The following is a 19,894-nucleotide window of genomic DNA, read 5'->3' on the forward strand; positions in this document are numbered from 1 at the left end:
ATCAGCCGAAACGTCCAGAAATATAATCTTCGGTGCGGGAATCCTTAGGAGTCGAGAACAACACCTCTGTATCCGCCGCCTCTACAATTACACCATTCAAGAAAAACACGGTTCGACCAGATACACGTGCCGCCTGATGCATGTTATGAGTAACCATAACGATTGTATACTTACTTCTTAATTCCTGTACAAGCTCCTCTATCTTGAGCGTAGACACAGGATCCAGTGCAGACGTTGCTTCATCCATGAGCAGGATATCCGGCTGAACTGCCAAAGCTCGGGCAATACACAGCCGTTGCTGCTGTCCGCCGGACAAGCTAAGGGCAGATTTTTTCAGAAAATCTTTAACTTCCTCCCACAGCGCGGAATGACGCAGACTTTGCTCTACAATCTCATCCAGTTCGCTCTTTGAACGAATGCCATGCAGGCGAGGACCGTAAGCTACATTGTCGTAAATCGACTTTGGAAAAGGATTTGGCTGTTGGAATACCATGCCGACCTGTTTACGCAGGCTTTCTACCTCTACCTCGTCACTATAAATATTTTTGCCACCGATGTTTACAGTTCCTTCAATACGTGTACCAGGAATCATATCATTCATACGATTCAGCGTGCGCAACAGAGTGGATTTTCCGCAACCGGAAGGTCCGATAAAAGCAGTAACCTGTTTCTCCGGAATTTGCAGATTCACATTCTTCAGTGCGTGAAATGACTCATAGTAGAGATCAAGTTTCTCTATGTCAATGATGGATTTCATTAGTATTTACGTCTCCTTCTCATCATCTTCGTTCTCCATAATAAGCTTTTAATGTAAATACAGTTGGAGAGAAATGTTAACGCAATGTAAAATTGGTGAAGATGAATTAGTCCACGTGATAGTATTCCCTACAATTCGGCGTGTAATCTCACCTGAATCTTGTTTATGAACGGGATAAAGAAGAAAACTCCCGTCATGCTAAATGACCGGAGCTCTCTTTTTGTTAACAACTAATTTATAACCTACACCTCGAATGGAATCGATATGAACGGATTCTGGATCTAGCTCAAGCTTTTTACGGAGTGAACTTACATGCACATCAACTGTACGCTGTCCACCAATATAATCAAAGCCCCAAACAGCGTTCATAAGATCATCTCTTGTCAGCACTACCCCGGGTTTACGGGCCAAATATAACAATACCTCGAACTCTTTAGGTCGAAGGTTGATGCTATGTCCTCCTAAGGAAACTTCATACCGCTCAGGATAGATTTCTAGTTGTCCCAGAATGATCGTTGAAGCAGATATAGGTGTCTCTTGTGGAGCCTCCTCAGCAAGGCCGGAAATCCGCCGTAATACAGCGCTCACTCTTGCAAGCAATTCGGATACTCCAAAAGGTTTGGTTATATAATCATCAGCACCGGATTTCAGCCCTCTAACCACATCTTCTTCAGCATTTTTAGCAGTCAATACGATAATAGGTGTGCGGATACCTTGTCCACGCAATTTATCAAGGATGTCAATGCCATTCATTCCTGGCAGCATCAGATCCAATACGATCAAGTCAAAAGGTTCCCTCGTCGCACGATCATATCCTGCCGTTCCATGATCCTCTACCGTCACCTCGTAACCTTCCTGCGTTAAGTTATAGGACAGCAGCCGGGCTAGTGTCGGTTCGTCTTCAATGACAAGCAATCGTTGAGCCATAGGTTCCCCCGTCTTCCATATAGTTTGATTTTTACAAAACAGCAACAAAACCATCATATCACCGTAATGTTAACTTAGTGTAAAATTGAAAAAGTGAATTTACAAAAATCTAATCGGTCTTTTCTTCCTGCAGCAAAGGCAATTCAATCACAAAGGAACTGCCGATTCCCAGATCACTTTCAACTGAAATCACTCCATGGTGCATATCTACCAAATGCTTCACAATAGACAGCCCCAATCCCGTTCCACCGGAGCTTCTGGATCTTGCCTTATCCACACGGTAAAAACGTTCAAAAATACGCGGCAGATCTTTTTTAGGAATCCCCATACCCGTATCGCTAACAGTAAATTGAAAATTTTCGGAGCCGTCTGGTTTCAGTAGACTCTTAACGTAGACCTTTACGTTTCCGCCTTCATGTGTGTAATTAATCGCATTAGAGAAAAGATTCATAAAGATTTGACGCAGCTTATCCTCATCCGCCTCAATGAACAGCTCCTCAGGAACCTCTACATTAAGACTAATGTTTTTCTTCTCAGCGACTTTACTGATGGTTCCCAGCACGGAATCAAAGAATTCAATGATATGAACCGGTGAGCAATCGAGCTGCACCCGTTTAGATTCGATTTTAGATAATTCCAGAATATCTCCAATCAAGCGATTTAAACGCTCATTCTCATCATATATAATTTGCAGGAAGGATCTCGCCGTCTTCTCATCTTTAACTCCGCCTCCCAGTAAGGTCTCGGCAAACCCTTTGACCGCTGCAACCGGAGTCTTTAGTTCATGCGATACGTTAGCGACAAATTCACTGCGCATCCGCTCCAAACGGCGAATTTCCGTAACCTCTTGCAATAGGAAAAGCATACCTCTGTACGTACCATCCTGGATCATCGGAACCGCGTCCATCCGTACAATTCGCTCTCTTGGGTTATAAATACTTCGCTCTTCATGAATCGGCTCCCGGCTTAATACCCCTTCTTCAAGCAGACGGGTTAGCTCATAATGCCGTTTTAACTCTTTGTACGAATGACCCGCCATTTCACTGTTGCTGACATCAAGCATTCGCTCTGAAGCCCGATTGAGCAGCGCAATCTCTTCTTCCGCATTGATCATTATGATGCCGCCAGTCATATTATCCAGCACGCTTTGCAGCAGATCCTCATTATCACGAATCGTCTTGAGCTGGTCTTGAAGACTGTCTGCCATCGCATTAATCGCTGTAGCCAGCTGTCCAACTTCATCTTTACGCTTCAAATGAACTCTGGCATCATAATCCAGATCGGTAATCCGCCGGGCGACTCTTGTGATTTGCTCCAACGGGGAAGTCATGCTTGAAGCTACTTTATAGCTCACAATCGTTGCTGACAAGAACAAGATAATTAGACCTGCAGCCATAATCATCCATGCATGCTTAAGACCTTGCGTTACAGCATCAAGTCCCATTGAGACCCGAATATAGCCGTCAAATCCCTGATCTGAAGTTACCTTTCCAGCCACATATAGCATCTCATGCTTTAGAGTTTCGCTGTAACGGATTGCCCGTCCAGTTCCCTCTTTCGCAGCCCCTATTTCTTCTTCACGATTAGAGTGGTTGTCCATTTCCAAGGGGTTTTTCTCAGAATCGCCAATTACTTTACCCGACTTTGTAATAAACGTTATCCGAGAATCTAAAAGTTTAGAAATATGCTCCGCCTGTTCAGTGTAATACGGGATCGCATTCGAAGAATTCATATCTACAAATTCCAGTGTGCCTGAGAGCAAGCTTATTTCCCGGGACATATTCTCTTCCAGAGCAGTTATATGGGAGCTCTTAAACAGATGCGCCATCGTAAATCCAGTACCAATCATGGAAATACCGATTAAGGCCATAAGTATAAACGTAAGACGAGCGCGAAACGGTTTCATCTGAGATTTGCCTCTCCCTTTATCATTGTATCTTTTATCCTAACTTCATTTTCTCCAAAATACCAGTACGACTATGACCGTGACATAAGCCCCCCAGAGTAGATTATATAAAAATAACAGCCCGAGTTGATTAACTCTGGACTGTTACTTTGTATTACTTTTGTAAAAACACATGAGTTTATTCTGTACGGGTAGCAAGAAACCACTGATTACCCTGACGGTCTCTAACCCCTGCTCCTCTTTCTCCATAGGACTTATCCAGTGGTTCTTCAATAATAGAGGCCCCGGCATTCAGGCACTTGCGGTAGGTCTCATCAACATTTCTTACATAAAGATGAATGGCAAGCTGTACCGGTGAATACTTTTCATTCGCTTCGGAAATCTCAATGATGGAATCACCGATTCTGACCTCGGCATGCCTAATCCTACCCTCATCGTTTCGCAGCATATCAATAATTTTGGCATCAAAGCAGTGCACAACAAAATCTATCAATTGGTCTGCATCTTCCGCAATAAAATACGGCGTAACGTTAAGAAACCCATTTCTAATATAATGTGGTGCCATTCGTTGTCCTCCTTTGGACAGGCAAAAACGCCTTCGGCGTTCCTTAAGGATAATTTATAGTCTGGAACATATAAATCCTGATAATTTGATTAAAACCCATGGAAAAGCCATTCAGAGAATCTGCCCTCCTCATGACTTATCCACCGGTTGTAACCCCATTTATTTAAACACTGGCTCCTTGAATTGAGTCAATTTAGCTGCAGAATCTTTTTCCACATCCGCATGCAGACTGTTGCCGTGAGCATCCATCGTCACAATCGCTGCAAAACCCTCCACATCAAGATGCCACATCGCCTCAGGAATACCAAATTCCATAAAATCAACAGCGTTGACCTTCTTGATGCACTCTGCATAATACTGGGCGGCTCCACCAATCGCATTGAGGTATACCCCGCCGTGCTCCTGTAAGGCTTTTAACGTTTTTGGACCCATACCACCTTTTCCGATGACTGCACGGATTCCAAATTTTTTGATGATATCGCCTTGATAAGGCTCTTCACGAATGCTCGTAGTTGGGCCCGCAGCTTTTACATGCCAGCCTTCCTCATCTTTCATCATCACAGGACCGCAATGATAAATCACAGCCCCTTCCAGATCTACCGGAGACTCATGATCCATTAAATATTTGTGCAGAGCATCACGGCCTGTATGCATTTCACCGGATAAAATAACCACGTCTCCAACACGCAGACTACGGATATCCTCTTCACTTACCGGCGTTGTAAGACGTACTTCCCGCGACTCAGACGCTGGGCTGTTAGCTCCCTCAGCAATTACCGCTTCAGATTCATGTGCTCCTTCATCATCTACAGATATCCCTGTGCCGCTCTCATATAACCAATCCTCTATATTGCCAGTTGATGGATCAACCAGCACCCCTTGGCGGCGGAAGGCCCAACAGTTATAAGCAACGGATACGAAAAAGCTAGCTGGCAGACGATTCATAACGCCAATCTTACAGCCCAGCAGCGATACCTCACCACCAAAACCCATCGTGCCAATTCCAAGCTTGTTAGCATTCTCCATAATATAGTCTTCCAGCTTGCTAAGGTCTTCTATCGGATTAACATCCTCCACTTTGCGGAACAACTGCTTCTTAGCCAGCTCGTAGCCAGTCGTACGGTCACCGCCGATACCCACGCCAATAAAACCGGCACTACAGCCTTGTCCCTGCGCCTGATATACCGCGTGTAAAATACATTTACGGATTCCGTCCAGATCCCGACCCGCTTTGCCGAGTCCTTCTAATTCTGCCGGGAGACTGTATTGAATATTTTTATTCTCGCAGCCTCCACCCTTCAGAATAAGTCTAACGTCTATTTTATCCTCTTCCCATTGTTCGAAATGAATGACTGGTGTGCCTGCACCCAAGTTATCTCCGCTATTCTCACCTGTTAATGAATCTACAGAATTGGGACGAAGTTTACCATTCTTGGTCGCTCGTACAATGGCATTATGAATATCTTTTTTCATCTCAATCTGATTGATTCCCACAGGGGTGTGAATGATAAATGTAGGCATTCCCGTATCCTGACAGATCGGAGACACTTGCTGCTCAGCCATTCCGATATTTTGTGCAATCGTGGTTAAAGCAAGACCGGACCGGGTAGCCCTGTCTTCCAGCGCGCGACCTTTTGCAACTGCCCGGCGTACATCTCCCGGCAAATTCGTGGAAGTTTCTACGATAAGGTTATAAATACTGTCTTCAAAATGCTGCATCTTCATTCAAGCTCCTCTCGGCAGTTCCAGGTTATCTAAAGTTTGATACAATTAGTATAATAATATCATACCTAGCACCGCATGAAAGGGGTTACTTTAAAATTGAGCTACCATTTTTCTGCCTATCTATATCGTCTTCAGTATATTCAGCGCTGGAGCTTGATGCGCAGCACCGCACCGGAGAACGTCGCTGAGCATTCTTTTCATGTTGCATTGCTCACACATATGCTCTGTTCCATTGGTAATGTACATTTCGGGCGTTCATTAAACGCGGAACGAGCAGCAACCATAGCTCTTTTCCATGATGCCAGCGAAGTATTCACAGGCGACATTGCCACGCCGGTAAAATACAACAATCCTCGCTTGCTCACCAGCTTCCGCGAAATGGAAAAAGTTGCGGCTGATCGCTTAACTGGAATGATTCCATCAGAGCTAAAAAGCATCTACACTCAGCTCATACGACCGGAAGACAGCCCTCCCGATTCGGAGGACATTCTGCTGCACAGCTATGTGAAAGCCGCTGATCGGCTGGATGCTTATTTGAAATGCGTATGGGAGGTTGCTGCAGGCAACCGAGAATTTGCCGCCGCGAAGGAGCAGACAGCAGCAAAACTTCGTGGGCTTGGCCTGCAGGAAGTGGATTATTTTCTGACTCATATGGCACCGAGCTTCGAAATGTCTCTCGATGAGCTCTCTGCCGGAAACTAAACACCATCTACACAATAGAAAAAAGGACCTCCGCATGAATCTCGCAGGGGTCCCTTTAGTGATTAATAATAAAAATACAAGCGTTACGTTACTGATTCAGTCAGGATATCCCAGTCTTTAAAAATCGGCTGCAAACCCTTCGTATATAGCATTTCCGTAATCTCCTGCACACTGCGGCTATCGGATATTTCGAATTGCGGAGTTCCCCCTGCATTAGTGTGACCGCCCACCTCAGTAGTGACCCCGGCTGACATCTTAGTTATTCCTAGATGAATTAAATGATCGCGTAGAGAGGCAGGCTCTCTTGTAGATAAAGTAATGCCCGAACGGGGTAAAAATAACCGGTATGCCAAAATAATCTGCACTAGTGATCGATCGGTAACATCGCACTCTGGGTTAAATTCCCCTAAATAAGGCCGAAACCGTGGGGGTGACAGGCTGATCTCGCAATCTGGATACCGATCCTGTAGATAGCGGGCATGCATGGCACTTTGGAATGCCTCTTGCCGCCAATCGTACATCCCGAGCAACGTACCAATATTCACAGAACGAAAACCTGCCTGACAGCCGCGTTCAGGTGCATCCAGGCGATTCCGGTAGTTTCTTTTAGGCCCTTTAACATGCAGCTTTTTGTAAGTCTCCTGGTGGTAAACCTCTTGGTATAGTGTTAATCCATCCACGCCTGCTTGAAGAAGCTCTTTATATTCGGCAGTCGATAGAGGATTTATCTCAATACTGACGGAGGAAAAAAATTCTCTAAGTACAACTACACAATCCTTAATATATGAGACAGGATTCTCCCGGCGCGATTCACCAGTCAAAATGAGGATATGCCGCAGACCTGTAGCTGCAATCTTCTCAGCCTCCCTGCGAACCTCCTCCAAGGACAGCTTTTTACGCGGAAAATCATAAATGGAGCTGAAGCTGCAGTAGGTACAATGATTCACACAAAAATCGGCAAGATACATCGGTGTGAACAGCTGCATCGAATAACCAAAATGTGCACGGGTCAGTCGCTGAGCAGCTTGCGCCATCTCCTCTAGCAGCGGCGTTGCTGCTGGAGAGAGCAATGCCAGCAAATCATTTTCGTTCAGCTTGTCTTTTCCAAGCGCCCGCTTAACGTCATCCTCCCGGAACTCCTTCCACAGCTGCTCATAAGGATACTGCTCCAAGCGGACCAGTGTGTCAAAAAAGCTCATGCTAATCCTCCCTCCTTTGGTGAACCTATCAAATTCAGTTCAGAAATCCAGTCAACGGTGACGAAGCAAAAGCAACTTCTTCTACAGGACCGAGTCCTGCCAAATAAGCTTTGCGGCCAGCGGATATCGCCTCGCGGAACGCTTCCGCCATGACGAGCGGATTACGTGCCGTTGCGATAGCCGTATTAAGCAGAACAGCAGCGGCCCCCATCTCCATTGCTTCCGCCGCTTCCGAGGGCTTGCCAATTCCGGCATCTACAATAATCGGCAAATTCACTTCTTCAATAAGAATACGCACGAGCTCCTTGGTGCGCAGGCCGCGATTCGTCCCGATCGGCGCACCAAGCGGCATCACAGCAGCAGCACCGGCATCTCTCAGACGTAAAGCAGCCGAAAGGTCCGGACTCATATATGGCAGTACTACAAAACCCTCCGCCGCTAGAATCTCTGTAGCTCGTATGGTCTCCAGATTATCTGGAAGCAGGTATTTCTGATCATTGATCACTTCGATCTTCACCCAGTTCCCCAGTCCCGCAGCTCTTGCTAATCTCGCAATACGGACTGCCTCTTCCGCTGTACGCGCTCCTGAGGTATTAGGCAGAAGAGTCATGTGGCCGGGAATGTGGTTCATGATATTTTCTGCTCCACCTTCCGGGTCCACTCGGCGAAGCGCTACAGTAATCACCTGAGAACCAGAGCTTGCGATCACTCCGGGGATCAGAGCATTCCGGCTATATTTTCCGGTTCCGATAAATAATCTACTAGTTAATTCGATGCCTCCAATATGTAACGGGTCATGCATGAAATTACCTCCCTTTGGTTCTTAGAAATTTCTCAAAATTCTATACCGCTCCATCTCAACCCCCACCAACAAAGTGCACCAGTTCCAAACGATCATCCTCGCTCAGAGCAGTACTTTCATAATTCTCCTTACTGACAATTTCTCCATTCAGCTCAATGATCATCAGACGACCCGACCACTCAGGAAGACTGATCAAATCAGCTATAGTTTGAATACCACCAGAACACTCTGCGGATTTCCCGTTAATCAACAGTCTCATTCTGAATCACCCCCTTCGCCTATGCTTTTACCTCCCGGCTATGAATGAACCGCCTTATGAATAGCTTTGGCGGCCTCATAAGGATCATCCGCTCCGCAAATTCCGGACATCACAGCAATTCCTGCCGCGCCTTGCCTAATGATCTGCGCCGCATTAGCGGGACCAATTCCGCCAATCGCAATTACAGGAATAGAGCTAGTCTTCACCGTTTCTGCAAGCAGCTCTAACCCACGTGCGGGCAGCCCTAGCTTGCTCGCCGAGGGAAATACATGGCCAAACAAGCAATAATCAGCTCCCTGCTCTGAAGCATTCGCCGCTTCTTCCGGAGAATGAACCGATCTCCCCAGCCAAAGCTGAGGTGCAATTCGCCGGGCTGTAAGCGGGCTCAGACTGTGCCCAGCCAACTGAACACCCGCGGCACCAGCTGCCAATGCTACATCGATCCGGTCATTGATTATCAGTTTGGTAGCGGGTATACCGGCAGCCAACAGCTCCTGTGCCGCAGAGAGCAGTTCGCGTGCTGGACATTGCTTCTCTCTTAAGTGAATATAATCGACCCATGTCTGCACCGTGACAGCCAGTTCAACAAATTGTCTCAACAGCTGCTTGCCGTCTGATATTAGATGGATCTCAGCTTGTACCACTCGCGATCTCCTCTCTCTCACTTCCCTGTAGGCCAGTAAAAAACAAAAAAACTGCCCCCGTAAGGAAGGCAGTCAGAATCTGTATATAGACGGTACTACAAATAGCCCGACAACAGAAATTCGTTCTCCACTTCCCTACGCTGGTCTTAACCAGATCAGGTTCAAAGGGTCCGGAAATCCATTCCGTCTCAGCCAATCGGCACCCCTAGTGACATAAATATACAATTTTAAAATGCTAACGTGGTTTATAGTAACATATTTTTTTATTGAAATACACCCATTTATTCACATTAGCTGTACTAATCTAACCGTTTACTACCTCGCCACCATTTACATGAATAACCTGTCCAGTCACATAACTGGAATCGTCAGAGGCAAGATATACATAGGCTGGCGCCAGCTCCTCTGGTTGTCCAGGCCGTTTCATAGGCTGCGTGCCTCCAAACTCGCTAACCTGCTTCGCATCAAAGGTAGAGGGAATTAGCGGTGTCCAGATTGGACCTGGTGCTACACCGTTTACCCGTATGCCCTTCTCCGCCAGATTCGTGGACAAAGATCGTGTGAAACTCAGGATAGCTCCTTTAGTTGATGAATAGTCCAGCAGCTGCGGGCTTCCGCGATAAGCGGTAATTGAAGTTGTATTTATAATTGTAGATCCTGCTTTTAAATGAGGCATAGCTGCTTTTGTTAAATAGAACATCGCAAATATATTCGTACGGAAAGTACGCTCTAGCTGCTCGGAAGTAATATCCTCGATCTTAGCTTGCGGATGTTGCTCCGCCGCGTTATTGATGAGAATATCAAGCTTTCCTAAGCCCTCTACCGTCTGTTTAATAAGATCCTTACAGAATTTCTCGTCACCGATATCACCTGGAATTAGGATACATTTGCGGCCTTCCTGCTCGACCTGACGTTTAGTTTCCTCTGCATCTGAGTGTTCATTAAGATATGAAATGACCACATCAGCACCTTCTTTAGCAAAAAGCACAGCAACTGCACGCCCAATTCCGCTGTCTCCACCGGTAATCAACGCCGCCTTGTCTTGCAGTTTACCTGCTGCTTTATAATTTGCCGGCTCGTATTTGGGCAGCGGCGTCATTTCACTCTCAATCCCTGGCTGATGATGCTGCTCCTGTGGGGGTAAGGTTTTTGTAGCTTGTTTATTATTGCCTGACATCTTCCCTATCTCCTCTCGTTAAGCAAATTGATAGTTAACTGATCATCTTAGGATGGCACAACAATGCACGTTTATACGCTGGGTTTGTCATTTTCTTAAATCGCTTTACGAATCTTACTTACCACAATGCAAGTAGAAATAAACAACCGTGGATGTAAACTGCTGTAAGTGGAGAGGACTTCACTGCATACAAAAAGGCACAGCATCGCTGCTGTGCCTTGAATTGTTCACCCTAACTATTTCAAAGAAGAAACATGATTTTCTGCATTCACTCCATGTTCCAGTACCCACATAAAATAAAGAGCTTTAGCTGCTTTCTCCCGGGTCACTATGGCTTTAGGTTCTAGTTCTGTCCCATTGACCATTTGGCCTCTAGCAATCCCCACTTCAGATCTAATAAGCCCTAATTCATAAGCACTTTTCACTTTTGAAATTAAAAAAGGAGAAATGTCCGCCGTATCAACCAGCTGCTGCCAGGATACAAGTGGATAGTACATCGCTCCTCTAGCTCCTGGATCCAGATTGAAATCATAACCAGGATCTCCTGGCACTACTGCTGTGCCGTTATAATCAGTCATGTACTTAGGTTTATTAGCAAACTTTACTTGGTAAACATCATAGAGAATAGCACCCATCGTTTCACGTGACAGCTTACCTTTCGGATAATAGGCAAGATCTGATCTTTCCACTTTCATTAACTTAGAAATACTGCGTGTGAATTCAGCAACTGTCATCTCCGTATCTGGCTTAAAATTCCCTTGACGGTCTTTGCCCATTACTCCCAGCTGGATTAATTTTTCAATTTGATTGCGGTAATAAGCAGCTTCCCCGGTCGTCGTATCATTAGTTATTTCCGGAAAAACCTTATCCCAGTTGCCTGTTAGTGCCGCATGCTTAACGTTCCCTTTAAGATAAGCAGTAATGGAGGCAGCAGTAGAATCGCCAGTAGCACCTTTCTCTACAAGCTCCGTAACAATCATCCGCGAAAATTGTTTGGCGAGCGCTTCTTTAAAATGAGTCCCATCGATTTTCTTTGAAGGATGCCCGTTAGCGTAACTTCCGTCATTTGTTTTGCCTGGCGTTTCTCCGGCTTCAATTGACATGAAGAGGGCTGTTATCGCTTCTCCTCCGATCTCGTTATAATATTTCAGACTTTCCGAGTTAAGGTCAATAAGTGTAACTCCAGATTCATCTGCAACCCGTTTAAGAATATCTACAAACTTTCTTGATTTAAAAGAATTCTCATAGATATATCCCGGACTTGCATTCCCTTTAATTCTGGACATTGGCGTTACCAGTACTGGTATCATGCCCCGGGCTTGGATCGCAGGGAGATAAACTTCTTTAAGGTAGTTTTCATACATTGCCTCAGTCGAACCTCTGCCGTAACGTCTGAACTCATCTGCACTCTCATCATTGTGTCCGAATTGAATAAACACATAATCCCCAATGCTGCCACTCAGTAAAATGTCGTTAAGTCGACCTTCTGTATAGGCATTTTTAAACGAGCGTCCTCCCATGGAATAGTTAGTTACACTCACTTTATGTTGATTAAACATACTGCCAATAATCTGGCCCCAACCACTCATTGGCGCTTCGTCGAAGGTGTAGGACTTGACCGTGGAATCTCCAAGTATAAATAAATTCGGAAGAGCTCCAGCTGCTCTATGCTGTGGCAAAATCGGTTCCAGTATGATCTCCTCAATCCCTACAGCTGTGTTCACTTTGTTCGGTTCAATCTCAATATCTATATGGTCACGGCCGTTTACATACGTATAAGTCCACTCTTTCCCTTTGGCTACAGCCGTATGCTTGACGGGTACAAGCTTTGCCGCGTCCCAATGTCCACTTTTCAACAAGCGGCTGGTCTGCATTCCTGATACTGACACGATCCCATCCTCTGCGTCAGAAGTCGTTTTTACATATACGTTGTAGGTTCCAGGGGAAGCATCCATTCGAAACGCCATGCCGTAGTTATTATAATTATCCTTTTCAGATTTAGGTTCAGCAAAAAAATAAGATTCTGTGATGAAAAAACCTGTTCCATCGGATGTAATTGAATCGGTATGCACTTCTCTAGCGGGTAAAGCGTTGGTCTCTTGGACAAAACCATAACCTAATGATGAGTCATACAATTGCGCACCGCGATTAGGATCATACCTAACGGATTGATACCCTGCTTTAACTTGGTTTGTAAAATTAAGCTTGTATGCGTTTGCAATTTGGATTGGAGGTTGCCCCTCTACCCCATCTTTAATAAGGGCTGCCTCTGTTATACCGTGAGTAAGAGTCAATGAAGCCATAAGTAAAGAAGATAAGATTAGTATATCCCTACACAGCTTTCTCACTTCATTACACTTCCTTCCGTTTCTCGAAGTACTTACCTAGGTTCCTCCATTATCCCTTTTCTCTAAAGTGATTCAAATGATGATTTCATTCTTTTTTTTGACCTTTTGTAACGTAAAACTTGGAATTGATCAACGGCTCACACTGCAAAACGGTCATATGTATAGGTATCCTTGATATAATTAAGAACATCCCTATTGATCCTAAGGAGGAGAACTCCTATCGCTTACAAAGTCAGCTTTCCGAACATTATAAGTACACTGCAGTTGATCGGTGTTCATTATCGTGTAGCAGAATCTGGGTGGGCATACCCTGATCATCATCACAAAATCTTCGAACTATTGTATTGCTACGATGGCAACTCCCATCAATATGTAGAAGGAAGCTCCATCGCCTTTGGTAAAGGGGATTGGTTAATCATTCCGCCTGGCTTACGTCATTATGTAGTTAATTCAGGCCTGAGCAACTATATCTACCTCTCCTTTCATTTCGATATTGACGATTTAAAGTTTCGTGAATGGTTTCAATCTCAGGCTGTACAGAAATGGAATAACCAACAAATGCAGCGTTCGGGATTAAATCACCAGTTGGAACATTTGGATGAATTTATTAAGAACAATATTCTCGCCAGGACGGCATCCACTGGATTTCCCGAGGAAATTGAAGAAATGATCCTTGTAAAAGAAAGGCTTCGTTTGCAAGCGATCATTCTGATGATTTTGACTGAACTCATTGATGTACAGCTCTCGAATTCAGAGAATTCCAACACAGCGAGACAAGCAAACTCTTTGTACGAGGTGGAAACTGCTCATCAGATCGAAAAATATATTGCAGCCAATATTCATTTACCGGAGCTCACGGTTAATTTGATTGCTGAGCAGCTTTGCTTAAGTCGGGTGCAGTGCCATAAGTTGTTTACAAAGGTGTATAAGATATCTCCTAGGCAGTACATAACTAACCTAAGATTAAAGAAGTCAAAACATTTACTGCTTCATACCGATTTAAAAATACAGATGATTTCTGAACAACTCGGGTTTGCTTCCCAGAGCCACTTCAGCCGACAATTCAAGCGATGGACGGGTGTTTCTCCCTTAAACTACCGGCCGAAATCTTATACTAATCCTATCAGGGATTAACGTTTATGAAGATAAATCACCGGAACATACGAAAAACCCGCTCTCCATTACGGAGGCGGGTATAATTCGCTGTAAGTTAAACTATGTCGTTAAACACCATGAAGAATACCATCAATAGCAATGACACCGTAAGCAGTGCACTAAGTGTGCGCAATTTGCCAGTCTCTGCGCTAACGTCGCGGTTCTCACGAATTCCAGCTGCTGCAAGACGCAAAGGCTTGCTCATAATACCGCCAAGCGCAAACATCGCTAGCAGTAACACAACAACAATAATCATCCACGCTACTGAATAATCACCTTTGGTCATCATATAACCGCCTGTAAGGAGTTGGATCACCAATCCATACTGCGCAAAACGATTAAATCCGGTTACGGCACTTAAAGTTCCTTCTTTCGCCCCAGACGACAGTTTCTCTGCACGTCCTAGAATGAAGGGTAGCACAAGGTAGAAGCCAAGTGCCAAGGTTCCGATCATATGTAAGAAAAACAAAACGTTCCAATCCATAACATATCTCCTCCGATTTAACTGTGATAATAGTTACATTTAATTATACCCATTATTGCTTAAGAAGAAAAGGAAACCCCCATTTTAAGTAAACAAAATGGGGGTTTCTTCATACCTCTGTCACAATCTATACAGTTATTACAGCTGTTACGCTACGCACGGACTCAGCAGACTTATCTAAAGCCGCTTTTTCCTCAGCTGTAAGCTCCAGTTCAAAAATCTTCTCGATACCATTGGCACCAAGTAACGCCGGAACACCCATGAACAGGTTATCATAGCCATATTCTCCTTCGAGCAAGGCGATAACCGGAATGATCCGTTTTTTGTCCTTCAAGATAGCTTCCGCCATCTGAACTAAAGAAGCCGCTGGTGCATAATAAGCACTACCATTTCCTAAGAGGTTAACAATCTCTCCGCCACCCACACGTGTACGTTGCACAATCTCATCAATACGCTCCGCAGATATCAATGTATCAATTGGGATGCCACCGACACTGGAATACCTTACGAGCGGTACCATATCGTCGCCATGTCCGCCTAATACGAAACCACGTACATCTTCAACGGATACCTTCAGCTCTTGTGCAATAAACGTGTTATAGCGGGCTGTATCCAGCACTCCGGATTGTCCAATTACGCGACTCTTCGGAAAACCCAGCGCATTAAATGCCGCATAGGTCATAGCGTCAACTGGATTGCTCAGAATGATTACAATGGAATCTGGTGCTACACGTTTTATGTTCTCGCATACCGACTTCACAATACCTGCATTGGTGTTCACGAGATCATCGCGACTCATTCCAGGTTTACGGGCAATCCCTGCAGTGATGATTACAATATCTGAATCCGCAGCATCTTCATAGCTTGAGGTTCCTGTAATTTGACTGTCAAATTTCTGTACAGGACCTGCTTCCAGCATATCTAGTGCCTTCCCCTTGGTAGTGTTCTCCATTTGTGGGATATCAAGCAGCACAACGTCACCAAGCTCCTTTTGAGCAAGCATAAGAGCTGTAGTAGCACCAGTAAAACCGGCACCTACAACTGTAATTTTATAACGTTTGATTGCCAAGGATTCTCCTCCTAGAACGGTGTCGGTATAGCTTGTATTAGCTAAACTTCAATATATTCAGTTGGTTGAGCCAGTCTCTTAGAGGTGATTAATAATCTCGTCGGCAAATGCAGAGCATTTCAGTTCAGTTGCGCCTTCCATCAGGCGGGCAAAGTCATAAGTCACGGTCTTGTTATTAATAGCTGTTTCCATACCTTTATAAATCAGATCTGCTGCTTCCTGCCAGCCCAGATGCTCCAGCAACATTACACCGGACAGAATCACGGAACCAGGGTTCACAACATCTTTGTCTGCATATTTAGGTGCGGTGCCATGAGTGGCTTCAAAAATCGCATGTCCAGAAATATAGTTAATGTTCGCTCCAGGAGCGATACCGATACCGCCGATTTGCGCAGCAAGCGCGTCAGACAGGTAGTCCCCGTTCAGGTTCAAGGTAGCAATAACATCAAAATCAGTCGGACGAGTCAGAACTTGTTGCAATGCGATATCCGCAATGGCATCCTTGATGATGATTTTGCCTGCAGCTTCAGCATCCTTCTGAGCAGCATTGGCAGCAGCTTCACCTTCACGTTCTTTAATCACATCATATTGATTCCAAGTGAAGACCTTATCTCCGAACTCTTGCTCAGCAACTTCATAACCCCAGTTTTTGAAGGCACCTTCAGTGAACTTCATGATGTTTCCTTTGTGCACAAGCGTTACGCTCTTGCGTCCGTGTTTGATCGCATATTCAATCGCAGCGCGCACCAAACGTTTCGAACCTTCGGAGGATACTGGTTTGATACCAATACCAGAAGTTTCAGGGAAACGGATTTTGTTAACTCCCATCTCTTTTTGCAGGAATTCGATGACTTTCTTCACTTCAGCAGAACCTTCTTGATATTCAATCCCTGCATAAATATCCTCCGTATTCTCACGGAAAATAACCATATCCACCAGCTCAGGACGTTTAACAGGAGAAGGAACCCCTTCGAAATAACGAACTGGACGCAGACATACGTACAAATCCAACTCTTGACGCAAAGCTACGTTCAATGAACGAATACCGCCTCCGATTGGAGTCGTAAGCGGACCTTTAATAGCTACAAAATATTCACGGATTGCCTCCAATGTATCATTTGGCAGCCATTCGCCATATGTATTGAAGGCTTTTTCGCCAGCAAAAACTTCGTACCAAGCGATTTGCTTTTTGCCGCCATAAGCTTTAGTTACTGCTGCATCAAGTACGCGTTTGGAAGCCTTCCAAATATCACGGCCTGTGCCGTCACCCTCGATAAAAGGAATGATTGGATGATTAGGAACCTGCAGTTTACCATCTTTAATTGTGATTTGTTCGCCTTCTGTTGGCAGATCGAATTTTTCTAGTTTCAACATTTGAGTGTATTCCTCCTAAAGTTTTGTGGGATTTAATTTCTCATGGACAAGCCTCGAACAAAACTCTCTACGTATGAATATGCATTATTGCATATATTCTAGGGTTCATTCTACTAAACTTTAGGAGCAGCCTGCAAGGCTGCCCTTCTATCTTTCGTCTACTGGAACGTATTTCTGTTCAATCATACCTGTGTATTCTGCACGTGGCCGGATAATACGGTTATCTGTATATTGCTCCAGAATATGCGCAGTCCAGCCTGAAGTCCGGCTAATTGCAAAGATAGGAGTGAACAGCTCACGTTCAATACCCAGCTGTGTATAAACTGATGCCGAATAGAAATCAACATTTGGTTTAAGTCCCTTTTGTCCGGTAATCAATTCCTCGATATTTACGGACATATCATACAGCGTAGTATCATTCTTCATTGTGCCAAGTTCAAGTGACATTTTCATCAGATGTTTAGCACGTGGATCACCATTTTTGTATACTCTATGGCCGAAGCCCATGATCTTCTCACGGTTATCCAGCTTCTTACGAATATAAGGTTCAACCGCTTCCAAACTTCCGATCTCTTCAAGCATCTTCATAACGGCTTCATTCGCCCCACCGTGAAGTGGACCCTTGAGTGCACCGATAGCAGAGGTTACGCCTGAATAAATATCGGACAAGGTTGCAACCGTAACCCGGCCTGCAAAAGTTGAAGCATTCAGCTCATGGTCCGCATGAAGCACAAGTGCGGTATCAAGCGCTTTAACAGATACACTGTCAGGCTCTTTTCCCCATAGCATATACAGGAAGTTCTCGGCAATCGAGACGCCTTCTTTAGGAGCCACAGGTTCCAGACCTTTGCGAATACGCGATAGGGCTGCCACAACCGTCGGGAGCTGAGCCTGTAGTTTTACTGCTTTAATCTCGTTAGCTTCTCTACTCATATCGTCAGCCGCTTCATCATAGAGAGCAAGGCTTGATACAGCAGTCCGCAATGCTGCCATGGTGTTGGTGTCTTTTGGATAGAGCTTCATTTGCTCGATAACTGGCTCAGGAATCCGTGCGAAAGCACTGAAATCCCGTTTGAGCGCTTCCAGCTCTGGTGTTGTTGGTAGACTGCCAAACCACAATAAATAAGCGGTTTCTTCGAAGGTAGCATTTTCTGCGAGATCATCAATATCATAACCACGGTAAGTGAGTACCCCATCCACAATAGAGCTAATGGATGAAGTTGTTGCAACGATACCTTCCAAGCCTTTGGTAGCTGTCATAGCATATCTCTCCTTTGCCAACAAGGTATAAAAAGCATTCTCGGTTTCATGAAAACATTTCCAATTTAAAGCATTGAAAAATCTAATAAGTGCAGTTCAAGGACATATCCGGCGAGGATGTTGTCTGACTTTCGTAATCGAATCTTTATTCATCATACTGGATTTTGTCGGTTATGTGAACAATGTGGAAGCTTTGCAGCGCATCAAATGATTTTATCACAGAGATAGAAAAAAACTTCTAAACCCTTGATTCACAGTTGAGATTTTAGTTTATAGCATCCGGTTCAGCCCAATATTTATCCCGTTTCCTAGTCTTTAAATACGTTCTATGAATATATATGAAGACGAGCTTTTATTCCCCTGCATCCGCAGGAATGAAGGAGGTGTAGATCTTCGTATGGACCGATTAGCATTAAAAAGACTGCTGCGCGGCCTGTGGGTCGTTCTGGCTACCTCTATCCTCCTGCTGGCAATCTATTTATTGCTTCCGCTGTTATACCCCCTCCTGCTCGCTTGGTTGCTCGCTTATATCATGCATCCACTAGTGTTGATTCTTAAAGGTCTTAAGCTCCCAGCGTGGCTCGCAGTGTCGCTCTCGCTGCTATTTTACATAGGCGGAACCGCACTAGTACTGACCGCGATGATTACAAGGCTAGTGAAAGAATTGATCGTGCTGCTGCAGACCTTTAATCTTCATACGGACCAATGGAGAGATCTTCTGCTGTCTTTGAGCCAGAATGCAAGCATACAGAATATCATTAACCAGATAAATCATCGCGACAATCCTGACTATCACGCCACCATTGACAGCAATATCAGCAGAACAACGGAAACAGTTGGTTACGCAGTTACGCAAGTGGTGACCGGATTTTTTAATGTGATCTTAAAGCTGATCTCTGCTCTACCCAGTATGGGTACAATTCTTATCGTGGTCGTTCTCGCTGCCTTTTTTATTAGTACTAGCTGGGAAAGACATAATGCTAAACTCACAAGCTGGCTGCCAGCACCGTTCTTAAAGCCTGTATCGGATATCTGGCGGGATCTGCGAAAAGCTCTCTTCGGCTATCTCCGGGCTCAGCTAATCCTCATCTCGATTACAGCGGTCATTGTCGTGATCGGGTTGCTGCTCTTGGGTGTAAAATCTGCTTTCGCTATTGGCTTAATGATTGGTTTTGTGGATCTGCTGCCTTATTTAGGGGTTGGAATCGTAATGATTCCCTGGGCTTTATACTCTTACATGACAGACAATCTGGCACTGGGGATCGGACTTACTATCCTATATGCCGTTATCCTTATAACCCGCCAAGTGCTTGAGCCGAAAGTGCTCGCCAGCAGCATTGGGCTTGATCCCCTTGCTATGCTGGTCGGTATGTTTGCAGGTTTGCAGCTGTTCGGCATGCTTGGGCTGATCATCGGTCCCGTTATTCTAGTTATCCTTGTAGCCTTTAACCGAGCAGGTGTATTTCACGCGTTACACAGCTATATTGTCAGCGGAAGACTAAGATAATAAACAATACCCTACAATTCCTAGAATAGCAAAA

The 19,894-nt window shown here is 44.8% G+C and carries 18 protein-coding genes and 1 riboswitch; of the genes, 3 read left to right on the top strand and 15 right to left on the bottom strand.

The window, feature by feature from the left end; translation table 11 throughout:
* Window position 1 precedes the first annotated feature (1 nt).
* The 5 genes from pstB to MHH49_RS00625 all read right to left on the bottom strand — a co-directional run bounded on the left by pstB (window position 2) and on the right by MHH49_RS00625 (window position 5,874).
* Window positions 2-757 carry a phosphate ABC transporter ATP-binding protein PstB gene (gene pstB / locus MHH49_RS00605; protein ID WP_036678954.1) on the bottom strand — a complete coding sequence of 252 codons (756 nt, stop codon included), beginning with the start codon at window positions 755-757 and terminating at the stop codon, window positions 2-4.
* Window positions 758-955: 198 nt separating this feature from the next.
* Entirely contained in the window at window positions 956-1,684 is a 729-nt protein-coding gene (locus tag MHH49_RS00610; RefSeq protein ID WP_036678951.1) for a response regulator transcription factor, read from the bottom strand.
* A 109-nt stretch (window positions 1,685-1,793) separates the two neighbouring features.
* Entirely contained in the window at window positions 1,794-3,590 is a 1,797-nt protein-coding gene (gene pnpS / locus MHH49_RS00615) for a two-component system histidine kinase PnpS (RefSeq protein WP_341137830.1), read from the bottom strand.
* Between the two features lie 178 nt (window positions 3,591-3,768).
* Window positions 3,769-4,155, bottom strand: a complete 387-nt coding sequence (locus tag MHH49_RS00620; protein WP_076104073.1) for a VOC family protein — start codon at window positions 4,153-4,155, stop codon at window positions 3,769-3,771.
* A 159-nt stretch (window positions 4,156-4,314) separates the two neighbouring features.
* A complete protein-coding gene (locus MHH49_RS00625; RefSeq protein ID WP_076146271.1) occupies window positions 4,315-5,874 on the bottom strand; it encodes a fumarate hydratase in 1,560 nt (519 codons plus the stop codon).
* Window positions 5,875-5,976: 102 nt separating this feature from the next.
* On the opposite strand from MHH49_RS00625, the gene yfbR reads away from it, so the two are divergent.
* The gene (yfbR, locus tag MHH49_RS00630) at window positions 5,977-6,582 is read left to right on the top strand and encodes a 5'-deoxynucleotidase (protein ID WP_094901415.1); all 606 of its coding nucleotides are present in this window, start codon (window positions 5,977-5,979) and stop codon (window positions 6,580-6,582) included.
* An 83-nt stretch (window positions 6,583-6,665) separates the two neighbouring features.
* Here yfbR and thiH read toward each other — a convergent pair whose 3' ends face one another.
* The 6 genes from thiH to MHH49_RS00660 all read right to left on the bottom strand — a co-directional run bounded on the left by thiH (window position 6,666) and on the right by MHH49_RS00660 (window position 13,011).
* The gene (gene thiH / locus MHH49_RS00635; RefSeq protein ID WP_339211723.1) at window positions 6,666-7,781 is read right to left on the bottom strand and encodes a 2-iminoacetate synthase ThiH; all 1,116 of its coding nucleotides are present in this window, start codon (window positions 7,779-7,781) and stop codon (window positions 6,666-6,668) included.
* 34 nt (window positions 7,782-7,815) lie between these two features.
* Window positions 7,816-8,583, bottom strand: coding sequence for a thiazole synthase (locus MHH49_RS00640; RefSeq protein WP_339211722.1), 768 nt, complete (start codon window positions 8,581-8,583; stop codon window positions 7,816-7,818).
* A gap of 55 nt (window positions 8,584-8,638) precedes the next feature.
* Complete coding sequence (gene thiS, locus MHH49_RS00645; RefSeq protein WP_076100105.1) at window positions 8,639-8,842, bottom strand: sulfur carrier protein ThiS; 204 nt, start codon at window positions 8,840-8,842, stop codon at window positions 8,639-8,641.
* A gap of 38 nt (window positions 8,843-8,880) precedes the next feature.
* Window positions 8,881-9,486 (bottom strand): thiamine phosphate synthase, encoded by a 606-nt coding sequence (locus MHH49_RS00650; protein ID WP_076100104.1) that lies wholly within the window; start codon window positions 9,484-9,486, stop codon window positions 8,881-8,883.
* A 115-nt stretch (window positions 9,487-9,601) separates the two neighbouring features.
* A riboswitch (TPP riboswitch) is annotated at window positions 9,602-9,703 on the bottom strand.
* Window positions 9,704-9,790: 87 nt separating this feature from the next.
* Window positions 9,791-10,663: an SDR family oxidoreductase gene (locus MHH49_RS00655; RefSeq protein ID WP_038569678.1), complete on the bottom strand. Its 873-nt coding sequence runs from the start codon at window positions 10,661-10,663 to the stop codon at window positions 9,791-9,793.
* A 236-nt stretch (window positions 10,664-10,899) separates the two neighbouring features.
* The gene (locus MHH49_RS00660) at window positions 10,900-13,011 is read right to left on the bottom strand and encodes a GDSL-type esterase/lipase family protein (protein WP_341137831.1); all 2,112 of its coding nucleotides are present in this window, start codon (window positions 13,009-13,011) and stop codon (window positions 10,900-10,902) included.
* Window positions 13,012-13,206: 195 nt separating this feature from the next.
* Between MHH49_RS00660 and MHH49_RS00665 the strand changes: the two genes are divergently transcribed.
* Window positions 13,207-14,145 (top strand): AraC family transcriptional regulator, encoded by a 939-nt coding sequence (locus tag MHH49_RS00665; protein WP_080742451.1) that lies wholly within the window; start codon window positions 13,207-13,209, stop codon window positions 14,143-14,145.
* Between the two features lie 76 nt (window positions 14,146-14,221).
* Here MHH49_RS00665 and MHH49_RS00670 read toward each other — a convergent pair whose 3' ends face one another.
* The 4 genes from MHH49_RS00670 to citZ form a co-directional block, all read right to left on the bottom strand.
* Window positions 14,222-14,650: a hypothetical protein gene (locus MHH49_RS00670; protein ID WP_036678923.1), complete on the bottom strand. Its 429-nt coding sequence runs from the start codon at window positions 14,648-14,650 to the stop codon at window positions 14,222-14,224.
* A 127-nt stretch (window positions 14,651-14,777) separates the two neighbouring features.
* Window positions 14,778-15,719 (bottom strand): malate dehydrogenase, encoded by a 942-nt coding sequence (gene mdh, locus MHH49_RS00675; protein WP_038569673.1) that lies wholly within the window; start codon window positions 15,717-15,719, stop codon window positions 14,778-14,780.
* A 78-nt stretch (window positions 15,720-15,797) separates the two neighbouring features.
* Entirely contained in the window at window positions 15,798-17,093 is a 1,296-nt protein-coding gene (gene icd, locus MHH49_RS00680) for an NADP-dependent isocitrate dehydrogenase (RefSeq protein WP_339211720.1), read from the bottom strand.
* Between the two features lie 147 nt (window positions 17,094-17,240).
* On the bottom strand, window positions 17,241-18,353 hold the full coding sequence (gene citZ / locus MHH49_RS00685) for a citrate synthase (RefSeq protein ID WP_036678915.1): 1,113 nt from the start codon (window positions 18,351-18,353) through the stop codon (window positions 17,241-17,243).
* Between the two features lie 397 nt (window positions 18,354-18,750).
* Between citZ and ytvI the strand changes: the two genes are divergently transcribed.
* Entirely contained in the window at window positions 18,751-19,860 is a 1,110-nt protein-coding gene (ytvI, locus tag MHH49_RS00690; RefSeq protein WP_340939732.1) for a sporulation integral membrane protein YtvI, read from the top strand.
* Window positions 19,861-19,894 lie beyond the last annotated feature (34 nt).

The organism is Paenibacillus sp. FSL F4-0122, from assembly GCF_038002845.1.
Classification (GTDB): Bacteria; Bacillota; Bacilli; order Paenibacillales; family Paenibacillaceae; genus Paenibacillus_AQ; species Paenibacillus_AQ odorifer.

Excerpts from the sequence above, each read along its gene's own strand:
- thiH (WP_339211723.1), bottom strand. The coding sequence starts at position 7,781 with ATGAGCTTTTTTGACACACTGGTCCGCTTGGAGCAGTATCCTTATGAG.
- MHH49_RS00625 (WP_076146271.1), bottom strand. The coding sequence starts at position 5,874 with ATGCAGCATTTTGAAGACAGTATTTATAACCTTATCGTAGAAACTTCC.
- icd (WP_339211720.1), bottom strand. The coding sequence starts at position 17,093 with ATGTTGAAACTAGAAAAATTCGATCTGCCAACAGAAGGCGAACAAATC.
- thiS (WP_076100105.1), bottom strand. The coding sequence starts at position 8,842 with ATGAGACTGTTGATTAACGGGAAATCCGCAGAGTGTTCTGGTGGTATT.
- ytvI (WP_340939732.1), top strand. The coding sequence starts at position 18,751 with ATGGACCGATTAGCATTAAAAAGACTGCTGCGCGGCCTGTGGGTCGTT.
- pnpS (WP_341137830.1), bottom strand. The coding sequence starts at position 3,590 with ATGAAACCGTTTCGCGCTCGTCTTACGTTTATACTTATGGCCTTAATC.
- MHH49_RS00640 (WP_339211722.1), bottom strand. The coding sequence starts at position 8,583 with ATGCATGACCCGTTACATATTGGAGGCATCGAATTAACTAGTAGATTA.
- MHH49_RS00670 (WP_036678923.1), bottom strand. The coding sequence starts at position 14,650 with ATGGATTGGAACGTTTTGTTTTTCTTACATATGATCGGAACCTTGGCA.
- citZ (WP_036678915.1), bottom strand. The coding sequence starts at position 18,353 with ATGACAGCTACCAAAGGCTTGGAAGGTATCGTTGCAACAACTTCATCC.
- MHH49_RS00655 (WP_038569678.1), bottom strand. The coding sequence starts at position 10,663 with ATGTCAGGCAATAATAAACAAGCTACAAAAACCTTACCCCCACAGGAG.
- pstB (WP_036678954.1), bottom strand. The coding sequence starts at position 757 with ATGAAATCCATCATTGACATAGAGAAACTTGATCTCTACTATGAGTCA.
- MHH49_RS00610 (WP_036678951.1), bottom strand. The coding sequence starts at position 1,684 with ATGGCTCAACGATTGCTTGTCATTGAAGACGAACCGACACTAGCCCGG.
- MHH49_RS00620 (WP_076104073.1), bottom strand. The coding sequence starts at position 4,155 with ATGGCACCACATTATATTAGAAATGGGTTTCTTAACGTTACGCCGTAT.